This window comes from Ponticoccus litoralis (genome assembly GCF_039769985.1).
Classification (GTDB): Bacteria; Pseudomonadota; Alphaproteobacteria; order Rhodobacterales; family Rhodobacteraceae; genus Ponticoccus; species Ponticoccus litoralis.
The window spans coordinates 450,380-463,753 of the sequence record NZ_JBDNCH010000004.1 but is presented as its reverse complement, the minus strand read 5'-3'; the positions used below and the strand labels follow the sequence as shown (position 1 = coordinate 463,753).

Sequence of the window (13,374 nt, the reverse complement as noted above, 5' to 3'; positions counted from 1 at the left end):
GTTCACTCTCCCGGGACGGCCACGGGGCCGGGTTTCACCACCTCGCGGCGCACCACGAGCATCGAGTAGATGAACAGCAGGGCACCCAGCACCACGGCGACGCCGGACCCGAAGCGCATCAGGTAGAACAGGCCCAGCTGGTCTTGCACGTCCATGTAGTAATCGCCCACGATGCGCTGCATGTGCGTCTGGATCGTGCCGGCGAAGGTCAGGGTGAAGGTCATGAAGGCCATGCCGCCGGTCATCAGCCAGAAGCTCGCCATGTTCAGCACCTGGTTATAGGGATCGCGGCCCCGCAGCATCGGCATCGCATAGGTGAACATCGCAAGGTTCAGAGCCACATAGGCGCCGTAGAAGGCAAGGTGCCCGTGCGCGGCGGTGATCTGCGTGCCGTGGGTGTAGAAGTTCACCCCGTGCAGCGTATGCAGGAAGCCCCAGACGCCGGCCCCGAAGAAGGCGACGGTGGAGGACCCCAGAGACCACAGCAGCGCGGCCTTGTTGGGGTGGTTCTTGCGGCCCTTCCAGACCATGACGAAGGCAAAGGACATCATGGCAAAGAAGGGGATCACCTCGAAGGTCGAGAAGATCGAGCCGATCCACTGCCAGTAGCCCGGCGCGCCGATCCAGTAGAAATGGTGCCCGGTGCCGAGGATGCCGGAAAACAGCGCGGTGGCTACGATGACATAGAGCCACTTCTCGATGACCTCGCGGTCCACGCCGGTCAGCTTCAGCATCAGGAAGCCGAGAATTGCGGCCATGACCAGTTCCCAGGTCGCTTCGACCCAGAGGTGCACGACCATCCACCAGTACATCTTGTCGAGGCTCAGGTTGTCGGGGTTGATGAAGGCGAAGACCCACAGCAGGCACAAGAGCCACAGTCCCATGAGCAATATGTTGGTGATCGCCGTCTTGCGCCCGGCAAGGAAAGTCAGCGAGACGTTCACAAGGAAGATGACCGCCGCGACGAGGATACCGACCTTGACCCACAACGGCTGTTCGAGGAATTCGCGCCCGCCATGGATGCCGACAAGGTAAGAGCCCACCGCGCCCAGCGTGCCGACCACGAGGATGGCGAGCTGGATATAGGCAAGCCTGACCGAGAAGATCTCGCGCTCGCTTTCCTCGGGGACAAGGTAGTAGGCCGCCCCGAAGAAGCCCAGCAGCAGCCAGACGATCAGCGCGTTGGTGTGGATCATGCGCACGATGTTGAAGGGCAGAACCTCGGACAGCGTGTTGGGCGAGACATAGATCCAGCCCAGCAGCAACCCGCCCAGCACCTGAATGCCGAACAGCGCCATCGCCGCGAGGAAGTAGGCGTAAGCCACTTTCTGAGATTGGTATTTCATGGTTCTGTCTCCCTCAGCCCGCGTCGTTCGGCGGCCAGTTCTGGGTGTCGGTCTGATCGGCCCAGCGGAGGAATTCAGCGAGTCCGCGCATCTCCTCTTCGGTGATCTCGAAATGGGGCATCTGGCGGCGGCCCTCGATCCCGGAGGGCTGCGCGGCCATCCAGCCGTCCAGCATCTCGTAGGCGCCTTCGGGGTCGTCGGCGACGCCCCATCGGGTCATCACGTTGCCGACCTCGGGGGCGAAATAGGCGCCTTCGCCGTGCAGCGTGTGGCAATTGATGCAGGAGTTGCGCTCCCACACATGTTTGCCGAGCACGACCTCTTCGGTCAGGGGCATCCCGGCGGTCGCGGTGTCGACGATGTGCCGGTGGCTTTGCGCCGTCAGGGCGACGAACACGACGACGAAGAATATGGATCCCCCGTAAAACACGTTCCTCGCCCGCGATTTTGTTAGGAATTCAGACATGTCGCGGTCCTGTCGAATTGTTTTGGACAACCGCTGTCTAGCCGGGCTCGCCGGGCCGCTTGTTGTGCAAACGCAAAGAAGCCGACGAAAGGGGCGGGCACCATGTGCCTTTGAAAGGACCGCCCATGCCACAGCCTGACTTCGACGACCCGGACCTGCCGCTGGCCGAACTGTTCGCCGCCTGGCCGGAGATGGCAGGCGCTTTCATGGACAGGCGCATGCTGTGCCCCGGCTGCCTGATCGCGCCGTTTCACGCCATTACGGATGCTTGCCTGGAATACGATCTGGACGAAGACGCGTTTCGCGCGGAAGTGCAGGCCCGGCTGAAGTCCTAGGGGTCAGGCCTCGCTCAGCAGCACCAGGGCATGGGGGTCGGTGACCACGATATGCTTGCGGGTCGATCTCGACGATGCCCGCCTTTTGCCAGGCCGACAGCAGCCGGCTGACGGTGTGCAATGTCGTCCCCGTCATGTCCGAGATATTCTGCCGCGTGACCGGAAAGGCGATTTCGACCCCCTTGTCGGACTTGCGCCCGCTTTGGTGAACCATCCGCAGCAGTGCAGAGGCGACGCGTTTCTCCACCGCCTGCGTCGCCATTTCCGTCAGCGTGTCGTGAATCTGGCCAAGGCGCTGACCAAGCGTCTTGTAGCTTTCGGTGGCGAACCCGGGATAGCGCGTGGTGAAGTCGTCCCAAAGCCGCACGGGCCATGACAGTGTAATCGCCTCGGCAGCGGCGATGGCCGTCGCGGGATAGGTGTCGCGCTGCAGGGCAGGGGCGATGCCGAACAACTGCCCCGGGGAAATGTGCAGCACGATGATCTGATCGCCCCCCGGGGTCGAGCGGACCACCCGCAGGTAGCCGTCGAGCAGAAGGTAGAAGCGCTCGGCGTCATGCCCTTCGCGGAAGATCGCCGTGCCTTCATCGAAGCGGCGTGACACCGCCTGATCGAGGATCTCGCGGATCTGCGCCCGCTGCAGCAGGCAAAAGGGCGGCAGGCCGGTCAACAGGCTTTCGTCGAGCTTCGGCACGGTTTTGTTTCCGGAGTTTGTGCAAGGGCAACGTTCGGATCGACCTTCTACGGCAAATCACGGGCAAGCGAAACAGACGGAAACGCAGAAAGGATGTTCCGATGTTCAAATCCCTGATGATGACTGCCGCCTTTGCCGTGATCGCCACCGCGGCCAGTGCCGAGACCTTCGAGGTCAAGATGCTGAACAGGGGCGAGGCGGGTGTGATGGTCTTCGAGCCGGCTTTCGTGAAGGCCGCGCCGGGCGACGTGATCCACTTCCTGCCCACCGACAAGGGCCACAACGTCGAAAGCATCGACGGCATGCTTCCCGACGGCGTCGAGGGCTTCAAGACCAAGTTCAATGACGCGTTCGAGCTGACCGTGGATGCGCAGGGTGTCTATGGCATCAAGTGCACACCGCATTACGCCATGGGCATGGTCGCGGTGATCCAGGTCGGCGACGCGGTGAACCTCGATCGTGCGGCAGAGGTCAAGCAGAAGGGAAAGGCCAAAGCCCGCATGGCGGAGCTTCTGACACAGGTCGAATGACGCATCGTCCCGCGTCAAACGACCTGTTCGGGCGACACGCGAGGGTCGCCCGAACTTTCCTGAAGGAGTTGACCCATGTCTTCGCGTGCAGCTTTTGACGGACCGGCCCTGCTGTCCTACGGCTTCAGACCCTTCTTCCTGGCCGCAACCCTGTTTGCGTTGCTGGTACTGCCGCTGTGGTGGTCGGTCTGGCGCGGCGGCGTCGTGCTGGGCGGGCCATTCGCGCCGACCGACTGGCATGCCCACGAGATGATTTTCGGCTATGGCGCAGCCGTGGTCGCGGGGTTTCTCTTCACGGCGGTCCCGAACTGGACCGGTACCGTCTGCCCACGCAAGGCTGGCCGCTGGCCGTCCTTCTGGCGCTCTGGCTGGCGGGCCGATTGTCGGTGGCCGGGGGAATGGGCCTCGGGCCAGTGGCGGTCCTGCTTGTGGATCAGGTCTTTCTGCTGGCCGTGGCCGCGATGATCGCGCGCGAGGTTGTGGCTGGCAGGAACTGGCGCAATCTCAAGGTGCTGGTGCCTGTTTCTCTGCTTTGGCTTGCCAATGTCGTTTTCCACGTCGAAGCGATGCTGTCGGGTGACGCCGTCCATGGGCGGCGTTTCGGCATGGCGCTCTTGATCTTCCTGATCATGCTGATCGGCGGGCGTATCGTGCCGAGCTTCAGCAGAAACTGGCTGGTGCAGCGCGGTGCCAAATCCCTGCCAACCGCGTTCAACCGGTTCGATGCGCTTGGCCTTGTTGTCGGCGCCGTCGCCTTGGTCAGCTGGGTTGCGGCCCCTTCGGGCATGACCGTGGCGGTCTCGGCAGGCCTGGCCGCCATCCTGCATATGGTCCGGCTATTGCGCTGGCGCGGCCATGCAACCTGGCCCTCGCCGCTGCTGTTGATGCTGCATCTTGCCTACCTGATGGTGCCCTTGGGATTGGCGGCGGTGTCGGCAGCGGCGCTGGGGCTGATCGCGCCGAATGTAGGGGCGCATGTGCTGGGCATCGGGGCCGTGACGGCGATGACCGTGGCCGTGATGATGCGGGCGACCATGGGGCACACGGGCCGCGCCCTGATCGCCGGACGCGCTCTGGTCGTCGCATTTGCGCTTGTGCTGATCGCCATGGTGCTGAGGGTCGTGGCGGGGCGGGTCGCGATCGGCGCCCTGGATGGTATCGATCTTGCAGCCGGTGCCTGGACCGCGGCCTTTGCCATCGTGACCTGGCGGCTGGGGCCCTGGCTTCTGCACCCGAAACGCGCGCAGAAAGCGGTTTCCCGCGCTCCGCAATGACCTGTCCCGGACGGACTTGGCCCTGTCGCACAGGCCGGGGTCACTTCGCCGGTCCCCTGTCGCCGCAGGGGGCTCTGCCAGCGGCAATCCCGCGATTGACGCCGGACGCGGGGCCGCCCCGATCCGCGGAACGGATGGGAAGGCCCGCTTGCGGGATGTCTGTGGCGCATGCAGCAGGGCCTGCGCAGCGCCTTGAATGGGGCCCCACCCGTCGTTGACCGGCGGGTGGGCGGGGTCTCAGTAGGCGTAGCGCTTGTCGAGATCGTCGAAGAGATCCTTGCGCACCACCCGCTGGCGTTCGAGGAAACCCGCAAGAGGGCCGTCTTCGTCCATCCGGCCCTGGTCGCGCAGCTGGGTCAGCGCGGTCTGCATGCCGTAAAGCGCCGACTGCAGCGCGACATTGGCATAAAGGACCAGCGAAAAGCCCATCTCGGTGAATTCGTCCACCGACAGGATCGGCGTCTTGCCCCCGACCACCAAGTTCACCAGCTGCGGCGTGCCCGGCAGCGCCTTGGGGATGGCGCGCAGGTCGTCCACGGTCTGGGGTGCCTCGACGAAGGTGATGTCGGCACCGTCCTCGATGAAGGCCGCCGCGCGGTCGAGCGCCTCGGTCATGCCATCGGTGGCCGCCGCGTCGGTGCGAGCCACGATCAGCGTGTTCTCGTCCTGCCGGGAATCCACCGCCGCCTTGATGCGCGCGCGCGCCTCGGCCAGCGGCACCACGTCCTTGCCCGAGAAATGTCCGCAGCGCTTGGGGGTCTTCTGGTCCTCGAGCTGGATCGCCGAGGCGCCTGCCCGTTCCAGCGTGCGCACGGTGTGGCGCACGTTCAGCCCGTTGCCGAAACCGTTGTCCGCATCCACCACGATGGGCAGCTCGGTCGCGTCGCGGATGGCGGCGGTGTGTTGCGCGATCTCGGGAAGCGAGACGAAGGCAAGGTCAGGCATCCCGAGGAAGGTATTGGTCAGGCCCGCACCCGAGAGGTACACCGCCTCGAAACCCAGATCCTCGATCACCCGCGCCGCAAGCGCATTGGCCGCGCCGGGCAGCATCAGGGCACCGCCCGAGGCAATGCGATCCTTGAACCGTTTGTTCACTTCGTGATTCAGCATGGGGTTGCTCGCTTATTCTGTTGTCTTGGAAAGGGGTACGTAGACGCGGCCATCCATCAGCCGCCGCTGGGTGCGCAGAATGCGCGCGGCGGTGATCGTGCCGGTCTGCGGATCGCGGGTGGCACCGACCGAGACGATACCCGACGGCGTGCCGATGCGCAGGGTCTGCGGATCGCCGCCCGGCGCGATCTGGCGCTGCACGACCGAACCGTCGACGGCGGCGGCGCAGGCCAGCGCAAGCGCGCCGGTGACGGGCACCGCGCGGTGGGCCTGCCCGGCAGAGATCATGCGGATCTGCAGGTCGTGGCCTTCGGGCGCATGGCGGTTGCCCGACAGATCGTCATAGGCGGCGGGCGGCGCGACCATGGCGACCTTGGGCGTGGCGATGCGCGCCTTCGCGGCATCGAGGCTGTCGGTCAGGCCCATGGCGACGGAGGCCTGCTGGCGGATCTCTTCCAGCCGCGCCATCAGCGCCCTGTCGGCGTCGATGGCGGCGGGGTGGGCGCCGGTGTCGCCCGAGACATCCGGGGCCGCCACGAAGACCGAGGGGACGGCGGCGTCGATCATCGTCACCGCGACCTCGGTGCCATCCGCCAGCGTCAGCCGGTCGACCCGCTGCCCACTGGGCAGGGCGCCCCTGCCGTTGGTGTCCGTGGGGTCGAGGAAATCCAGCGCCACCGGCGCGCCGCTGCCATGGACGCCGGGGATGTGCAGATCGCCGCTGACCTCGGCGCGCCCGCCCGATACCGCGAAGCGCGCGGCGATGACCTTGCCGGAATTGGTGTTGTGGATGCGCACGACCGTCTCGCCGTCGCGGGGGCCGCCGACCAGCCCCTCGTCATAGGCAAAGGGCCCCATGGCCGAGCTCATGTTGCCGCAATTGCCGGAGAAATCCACGCTGTCATCGACCACGCCCACCTGCGCGAAGGTGTAGTCGATGTCGGCGTCGGGCCGCGTCGCGGGGCCGATGATGCAGATCTTGGACAGCGACGAGATGCCGCCGCCCATGCCGTCGAGCTGGCGCAGGTTGGGATCGGGCGAGCCGAGCATGGCCGCGAACAGCGCGGGCCAGCGGGTTTCGTCCGCAGGCAGGTCGCGGCGATGCAGCACAAGTGCCTTCGAGGTGCCGCCGCGCATGAAGACGGCGGGGATGGCGAGTTGGGTCACGGGGCGGGCTCCTCCGGGGTCGTGGTCAGCTGCGCCTCCAGTGGCGTTCCAGCTGGCAAGGATGTGGCGGCGCATCAGCAGCGCGGCGACCTCGCCGTCACCGGCGGCGATGGCCTCGGCGATGCGGTGATGTTCCGACAGCGCCGCCTGACCGCGCCCGGTGACGTTGCGATGCTTGACGCGCAGCAGCGACAGCTGGGGGTACAGTTCGCGGGTAAGGTAGCGCAGGATGATCGGGTTCCCGGCCATGCGGGCGATGACCATGTGGAAATCGCGGTCGCCGGGGGGTTGCAGGTAGGCACCCTGCGGATGGGCCGAGATCTCGCCCGCATGGTGCCCCAGCAGGCGGTCGAGCGCCTCTCTTGTCCCGGCCTCGGCATGGTTCGCGGCCAGCCGCGCCGCTTCTGATTCCAGTGCGGCGCGCACCTCGTAAAGCGCGCGGGCGTCGTCGCGGCTCAGCTCGCGCACCCGCGCGCCGCTGTTGGGTACGATGGACACGGTGCCGGATTCGGCCAGATGGCCAAGCGCCGTGCGGACCGGGCCACGGCTGACGTCGAAGCGTTCGGCGATGGCGACCTCGCCCAGACGGGTGCCCGGAAGAAGCGCGCCGGACAGGATTTCCTCTTGCAGTGCACGGGCGATCCGCTCTGCGGCGATGCCTCGTGCCTCATCCTGTTTTGTTGACAAAATAAGGCCCCCTCTGCCCAGTCGCTGCCATGAATTGTTAGCAATGACTCGCCTTAAACGCTGATATTGCGGCTAAATAGGCGGCAATCCCGTCTGATTGTCAAGAATTCTTACCATCTTGACAGTCGGGATTGGCTGGGCGTAAGTCTTGCCATCGGCCTTATTGTAGTACAATGACGCCAGAACATGAGACATTAGGGGAGGACTCGATGAAGCTCACCAAACGCGCCTTTTCCGCCGCCACGCTGGCTGCACTGCTGACCACCGCCGTTTCGCCGCTTGCGGTGTCGGCGGCAGAGAGCTGGCCGCCGCGCCAGATCACCTTCGTCGTGGCGCTCGGGCCGGGCGGCTCTGCCGACCGCACCGCACGCGCCCTCGCGCAGCGCCTGTCGGACGAGCTTGAGACCCCGATCACCGTCATCAACCAGGAAGGTGGCGGCGGCCACGTCGGGCACACCTATTTCATGAACATGCCCGATGACGGCAGCTACTTCCTTGCGACCTCGATCCACCCCTATGTGTCGAACGCGGTCCTGAACTTCGACGCGACCTACAGCCTCGAGGATTTCGCTTTCATCAACGGCCAGTGGAACGATTTCGACATCTTCGCGGTCAACGCCGAGACCCCCTATGAATCGCTGGCCGATTTCATGGCGGCGGCCAAGGAAAACCCCGGCAGCCTCAGCGTGTCGGTGGTGCCGAACTCCTCCGGTGCGATCAACCTCAGCCTCGCGCTCGAGGCCTTCGGCCTGACGGAGGACGACGTCAACGTGGTGACCTACGAATCCGGCGGCGCGGCGCGGACCGCCGTTGCGGGCGGGCAGGTCGACATGACCGTGCTTGCCGCCGACGGCACGCTGTCCATTGCCGAATACGTCCGCCCGCTGGCCTATGCCGCGGACGAGCGTTCGGACGACTGGGATGCACCGACCCTCGACGAGGCGCTGCAAGCTTCGGGCCACGATCCGGTGACCACCCTTGCCGGCTCCATGCGTGGCCTCGCGGCGCATGCCACCTTCAAGGAAAACCACCCCGAGGCCTTCCAGAAGATGGTCGATGCCTATCAGACCGTGATGCAGGACGAAGAGTTCGTCGCCAGCCTGAAGGCCCAGGACATGGGCGCGGAATGGCTTGGACCCGAGCGCACCACCGAGATCATCCTGTCCAACTTCGAGATCCTCAAGCGCTTCGCGGACAAGTGATCCTTTCGAACTGACCGGAGGGGCGCCGCGGCGCCCCGTCTTCGCAGGCGGCGCGTCCCGCCCTTGCCCGAGGGCACTGGGATCGGACGCGCGCCGCCCGCTTCCCCGCCCGCGCCCCACATCCCAAGAACGGCAGCCAAGACCGCAGGAGACCCTCGTGACAGGCAAATTCCGTGCCACCCACGCCGCGCTGATCGGCATCATCCTCGCCGTCTCCGCCTATATCACCCAAAGCGCGGTCCGCGCGCGGGCCAGCATGGACAACCTGATCGTAGTCGCCCCGGTGGCGGCGCTGATCGCGCTGATCTGCATCGTGCTGATCGTCGCCCCGCTGCTGAAGGCGCGCGATCCCGAGGCAAAGGCCAAGCCTGCGCCCGACACCGCCATCTGGGGCGACATCCTTCTGCTCGCCGGCTTCGCGGCGTTCTGCTACGCGCTGACCCATATCGGCTTCGATCTTGCCACCTTCCTCTTCGTCTGGGGCGGCGTGGTGATGAGCGGGGGCCGGGGCTGGTGGCAGCCGCCGGTCTTCGCCGCGATCTTCACCGCGCTGCTGGTCTACGGGTTTGGCAGCCTCTTCCCCTATCCCATGCTGACGCTGGTGCTTTGAGATGATCGATCAATTCGCCCTCTCGCAGGCCTTCGACCTGCTGTTTTCCGGCTTCACGCCGTGGCTCTGGGTCATCCCCGGCCTGCTCATCGGCCTTGTCTTCGGCTCTATCCCCGGCCTTCAGATCTCCATGGCCATGGCGGTGTTCCTGCCGGTGACCTTCGGCATGGACTTCCTTCAGGCCATGCTGTTCCTCACCGCGATCTTCACCGGCGGCGCCTATGGCGGCGGGGTGACGGCGATCCTGATGAACATCCCCGGCTCGTCCTCCTCGATCGCCACCGCCTTCGACGGCTACCCCATGGCCCGGCAGGGCAAGCACAACGAGGCGCTTGGCATCGGGCTTGCGGCCTCGGTCGTGGGGGCCTTCGTGGGCTATATCCTGCTGATGCTGCTGATCCAGCCGCTGGCGGCCTTCGTGCTCAAGATCGGCCCGCTCGAGATGGTGGTGGTCGTGCTCTGGGGGCTGACGCTGATCGCGACGCTGAATGACAGCAAGATGTCCAAGGGGCTGCTGGCCGGGTTCTTCGGACTGATGCTGAGCCAGATCGGCATGTCGACCACCGGCGTTATGCGGACGCAGGTGGGCATGCCCTACCTCATCGACGGCCTGCCGGTGGTGCCCGCGATGATCGGCATTTTCGCCGCCTCGGAACTGCTGCGTCTGCGCGGCGAGACCTATCTGGTGCGCGACGATGCGCAGCGTGACATCTCTTTCGGGCGTATCCTCAAGGGCGCGGGCGAGACCTTCAAGTATCCCGGCGTTCTGATCCGCGGCAGCCTTCTGGGCGCGGTGATCGGGGCGATCCCCGGCGTCGGCTCGTCGGTGGCGAACCTGGTATCCTACGGCGAGGCCAAGCGCACCTCGAAGACCCCCGAGCGTTTCGGCAATGGCGCGCCCGAGGGTGTGGTCGCCGCCGAAAGCGCCAACTCCTCGTCCGAGGGGGCTCGATGACGGCGCTGCTGGCGCTTGGTATCCCCGGCGGCGCGGCAACGGCGGTGCTGCTGGCAGCCTTCTCGTTCCACAATATCATCGGCGGACCCAGCTTCATCCGCAACCAGACCGACATCGTCTATTCGATCATCCTCGGCAACCTCGGGCAGGTTCTGCTGCTGGCGGTGCTGGGCCTGCTGAGCCTGCGCCTGCTGGGGCTGGTGGTGCGGGTGCCGCTGTCCTACCTGGTGCCCTCGGTCCTCGCCATGTGCGCCTGGGGCGGCTACGGTATCACCGGCACCATCGCGGGGCCGCTGACCGTGGCGGGCTTCGCGGCACTTGGCTGGCTGATGCGGCGCCACGACTACCCGGTGGCGGCGACCGTGATCGGCCTGTTGCTGGGCCGGATGATGGAAGGCGAGCTGGTGCGCACCATGCAGATCTCGCGCGGGAACCCGCTGGGCTACATGCTCGAACGTCCCATCGCGCTGGCGCTCTTTGCCGTCATGTTGCTGGTGCTCGTCTGCGCACCGCTGTTGAAGGCGCTGCGCAAGCGCCGGTTGGTTCAGGCCTGACCTGACCACCGCCTGATCGAGGCCATGCCCCGGCGCGTCGCGGCCTGATGACCCTTGTCATCTGTGCCGCGCGCTGCCGCCGCCGCGACATCTCCGATCCCCATTTCGTCGAAAATCAGCGGACTGCAAATCCTGGCCTTTGCCGGTGTTCGAATGCCGGGGCGTAGCTTGGCTGCGCAGACCGCCCCCGCTTGGGTGGCAACGACCGAGGGGGGTCATTGAAGGGGCGCAATGAATCCCCCCGTGGCGATACGCTTGTCGAACTGTTGCCCGTGGCAAAAGCGGGTGCCCCACTGGCCGCTCAGCACCAAGGCCCGTTTGAGGTAGAGATGGACATCGGTTTCCCAGGAATAGCCCATTGCGCCATGAACCTGCACCGCCACACGCGTAGCCCTGTCTGCAACATCGATGGCGCGCAGCCAGGCGTGTGAGATCTGCCCGCGGGAGAAATCGTCCTCGCGAGAGATCAGCGCGGCTGCGGCATAGACAACAGGTTTGAGAAAGGCGACCTGCACCTGGACCTCCGCCAGCATGTGTTTCACCGCCTGGTTGCTGCCGATGGGGCGGCCGAACTGCTGGCGGTCCCCGGCATAGTCAACAGCCAGATCAAGCGCCGCCTGCGCCACGCCGAGCAATTGGGCGGCGGCGAAAAGCGCGCCCCGCGCATTGGCACGGGCAAGCGCCGCCTCGGTCCGGGGCGAGGCGGCGAGCCGTCTGCCACCGCCGGTCACCTGGCAGGAATGCAGCAGGGTCAGCGGATCGGTCAGTGGGCTGGGCCGTCAGATCAAAGGTCTCTGCCGGGCCGATCGAGATCTGTCCTTGGGTCGGTGCATGAATGACAATTCGGGCGGTATCCGCAGCCACCGCAAAGGGCTGCACGGGGGAAAACAACACCGTATGCCCATCCCCCTGCGCCATATCCGAGACCGGTTGAAGCAGGTCCGGCGCGGCGCAGGACCGGGCCAGTTCGGCCAGGAGGGGCAACGCGACGCCGGCATGGTCCACCAATGGTTCGGGCAGCAGGGCCGCGCCGCAGGCCTGTGCCACCCGGCACATTGTCACCTCGTCCAGCGCCAGACCGCCCTGGGCCTCGGGCAAGAGAATGCCATTCAGCCCCAGATCCGCAAGCGCGGCCCATCGGTCGGCGTCATAGGTCTGGCCCGCCTTGTGCATCGCCCGCAGCTGGGCGGTAGAACAAAGATCCCGCAGGGCGTCCTGCACGGTCTCGGCGATCATGTCCTGCTCTTCGGTAAATCGAAAGTCCATCGCGGTGATCCTAGTTGCGGGGCAGGCCGAGCACGCGCTCGGCGATGATGTTTTTCTGGATCTCGTTGGAGCCGGCGTAGATCGGCCCGGCCAGCGCAAAGAAAAACCCGTCGAGCCAGGCGCCGGAGGCGTCTGCCGCGGGGGCGGCCCCGGTCAGGGCCGCGCGCGGTCCCAGCAGATCCAGCGCCGTGCGGTGCAGCGCAATATCCAGCTCTGACCAGAAAATCTTGTTGATCGAGGCTTCCGCGCCGATCGTGGCGCCCGCGTCCAGCAGCGATGCCGTATGGTAAATCGACAGGGCATAGGCATCTGCATCCATCGTGGCGCGCTGGACCGCCTCGCGCAGGCCGCCGGTCACAGTCGGCCCCTGTTGCTTGCACAGTGCGGCCAATCGTGCGGCGGCGGTCTGGTAGCGCGCCGGGCTGCGCAGCATGAGCCCGCGTTCGAAACCCGCGGTGGTCATGCAGATCTTCCAGCCCTCGCCCTCGGCGCCAAGCCGGTTGAAGGCGGGCACGCGCACCGCATCCAGCATGATCTCGGCAAATCCGGTGCGCCCGTCAATTTGCGCAATCGGCTGGACCGTGACACCGGGCGCATCCAGCGGGAAGAAAATCAAGGACAGCCCATGGTGCCGGCTTGACCCGGGATCGCTGCGGAAAAGACCAAAGCCCCAGTCGGCAAAAACCGCCCGGGACGACCAGATCTTGTGCCCTTTCAGGACATAGTCGTCGCCGTCACGCTGCGCGGTGGCCTTGACCGCGGCCAGGTCAGAGCCGGCCTGTGGCTCGGACCAGGCCTGCGCCCAGATTTCCTCGCCCGATGCCATGGGCGGCAGAAAGCGCGCCTTTTGCTCTGGCGTGCCGTAGTCCATCAACGTCGGCCCCAGCAGGAAGATACCGTTCTGATTCACCCGGCCCGGCGCGCCGGCGCGGAAGTATTCTTCCTCGAAAATAAGCCATTGGATCAGGCTCAGCCCCTGGCCGCCATAGGCTTCGGGCCAGGTCACCATGCCCCAACGGTACCGTGGTTCAGCGTGGTTTCCCAGGCGCGGTGGGCTTCAAACCCTTCGCGGGAGGCGTCAAAGGACGGCAGCGGGTCGGTCGGCACATTGGCGTTCATCCAGTCGCGCACCTCGGCGCGGAAGGCCTGGTCTTCGGGACGATAGGTGAGGTCCATTT

General features: G+C 65.8%; 14 protein-coding genes and 2 pseudogenes. 7 read left to right on the top strand and 9 right to left on the bottom strand.

The window, feature by feature from the left end; genetic code table 11:
- Positions 1–2: 2 nt before the first annotated feature.
- Positions 3–1,346 carry a cbb3-type cytochrome c oxidase subunit I gene (locus tag ABFB10_RS22870; RefSeq protein ID WP_206565741.1) on the bottom strand — a complete coding sequence of 448 codons (1,344 nt, stop codon included), beginning with the start codon at positions 1,344–1,346 and terminating at the stop codon, positions 3–5.
- A 13-nt stretch (positions 1,347–1,359) separates the two neighbouring features.
- Complete coding sequence (locus tag ABFB10_RS22865) at positions 1,360–1,812, bottom strand: c-type cytochrome (protein ID WP_347168501.1); 453 nt, start codon at positions 1,810–1,812, stop codon at positions 1,360–1,362.
- A 125-nt stretch (positions 1,813–1,937) separates the two neighbouring features.
- On the opposite strand from ABFB10_RS22865, the gene ABFB10_RS22860 reads away from it, so the two are divergent.
- Positions 1,938–2,147, top strand: a complete 210-nt coding sequence (locus ABFB10_RS22860) for a DUF1858 domain-containing protein (protein WP_347168500.1) — start codon at positions 1,938–1,940, stop codon at positions 2,145–2,147.
- A gap of 3 nt (positions 2,148–2,150) precedes the next feature.
- Here ABFB10_RS22860 and ABFB10_RS22855 read toward each other — a convergent pair.
- Positions 2,151–2,841: pseudogene (locus ABFB10_RS22855) on the bottom strand (Crp/Fnr family transcriptional regulator).
- 101 nt (positions 2,842–2,942) lie between these two features.
- Between ABFB10_RS22855 and ABFB10_RS22850 the strand changes: the two are divergent.
- The 3 genes from ABFB10_RS22850 to ABFB10_RS22840 all read left to right on the top strand — a co-directional run bounded on the left by ABFB10_RS22850 (position 2,943) and on the right by ABFB10_RS22840 (position 4,645).
- Positions 2,943–3,371 carry a pseudoazurin gene (locus ABFB10_RS22850; protein WP_347168499.1) on the top strand — a complete coding sequence of 143 codons (429 nt, stop codon included), beginning with the start codon at positions 2,943–2,945 and terminating at the stop codon, positions 3,369–3,371.
- A 75-nt stretch (positions 3,372–3,446) separates the two neighbouring features.
- The gene (locus ABFB10_RS22845) at positions 3,447–3,836 is read left to right on the top strand and encodes an NnrS family protein (protein ID WP_347168498.1); all 390 of its coding nucleotides are present in this window, start codon (positions 3,447–3,449) and stop codon (positions 3,834–3,836) included.
- Positions 3,758–4,645, top strand: coding sequence for an NnrS family protein (locus tag ABFB10_RS22840; protein WP_430523067.1), 888 nt, complete (start codon positions 3,758–3,760; stop codon positions 4,643–4,645). The genes ABFB10_RS22845 and ABFB10_RS22840 overlap by 79 nt, the downstream gene beginning before the upstream one ends.
- 237 nt (positions 4,646–4,882) lie before the next feature.
- Here the strand turns inward: ABFB10_RS22840 and ABFB10_RS22835 are convergent, their stop codons facing one another.
- Together ABFB10_RS22835 and ABFB10_RS22830 are read right to left on the bottom strand one after the other, a co-directional pair.
- On the bottom strand, positions 4,883–5,755 hold the full coding sequence (locus tag ABFB10_RS22835; RefSeq protein WP_347168496.1) for an isocitrate lyase/PEP mutase family protein: 873 nt from the start codon (positions 5,753–5,755) through the stop codon (positions 4,883–4,885).
- Between the two features lie 12 nt (positions 5,756–5,767).
- Complete coding sequence (locus ABFB10_RS22830; RefSeq protein WP_347168495.1) at positions 5,768–7,609, bottom strand: PrpF domain-containing protein; 1,842 nt, start codon at positions 7,607–7,609, stop codon at positions 5,768–5,770.
- Positions 7,610–7,818: 209 nt separating this feature from the next.
- On the opposite strand from ABFB10_RS22830, the gene ABFB10_RS22825 reads away from it, so the two are divergent.
- The 3 genes and pseudogenes from ABFB10_RS22825 (at position 7,819) to ABFB10_RS24435 (ending at position 10,930) form a co-directional block, all read left to right on the top strand.
- A complete protein-coding gene (locus tag ABFB10_RS22825; RefSeq protein ID WP_347168494.1) occupies positions 7,819–8,811 on the top strand; it encodes a tripartite tricarboxylate transporter substrate binding protein in 993 nt (330 codons plus the stop codon).
- 157 nt (positions 8,812–8,968) lie between these two features.
- Positions 8,969–9,421, top strand: a complete 453-nt coding sequence (locus ABFB10_RS22820; RefSeq protein WP_347168493.1) for a tripartite tricarboxylate transporter TctB family protein — start codon at positions 8,969–8,971, stop codon at positions 9,419–9,421.
- A gap of 1 nt (position 9,422) precedes the next feature.
- A pseudogene (locus ABFB10_RS24435) lies at positions 9,423–10,930 on the top strand (tripartite tricarboxylate transporter permease).
- Positions 10,931–11,145: 215 nt separating this feature from the next.
- Here the strand turns inward: ABFB10_RS24435 and ABFB10_RS22805 are convergent.
- The 4 genes from ABFB10_RS22805 to ABFB10_RS22790 are packed head-to-tail and all read right to left on the bottom strand — an operon-like array spanning position 11,146 to position 13,372.
- Positions 11,146–11,556: an acyl-CoA dehydrogenase family protein gene (locus tag ABFB10_RS22805; protein ID WP_347168624.1), complete on the bottom strand. Its 411-nt coding sequence runs from the start codon at positions 11,554–11,556 to the stop codon at positions 11,146–11,148.
- Positions 11,537–12,196: an acyl-CoA dehydrogenase family protein gene (locus tag ABFB10_RS22800; RefSeq protein WP_347168490.1), complete on the bottom strand. Its 660-nt coding sequence runs from the start codon at positions 12,194–12,196 to the stop codon at positions 11,537–11,539. The genes ABFB10_RS22805 and ABFB10_RS22800 overlap by 20 nt, the downstream gene beginning before the upstream one ends.
- Before the next feature lie 10 nt (positions 12,197–12,206).
- Entirely contained in the window at positions 12,207–13,205 is a 999-nt protein-coding gene (locus tag ABFB10_RS22795; protein ID WP_347168489.1) for an acyl-CoA dehydrogenase family protein, read from the bottom strand.
- Positions 13,199–13,372 carry a hypothetical protein gene (locus ABFB10_RS22790; protein WP_347168488.1) on the bottom strand — a complete coding sequence of 58 codons (174 nt, stop codon included), beginning with the start codon at positions 13,370–13,372 and terminating at the stop codon, positions 13,199–13,201. The genes ABFB10_RS22795 and ABFB10_RS22790 overlap by 7 nt, the downstream gene beginning before the upstream one ends.
- Positions 13,373–13,374: the final 2 nt, after the last annotated feature.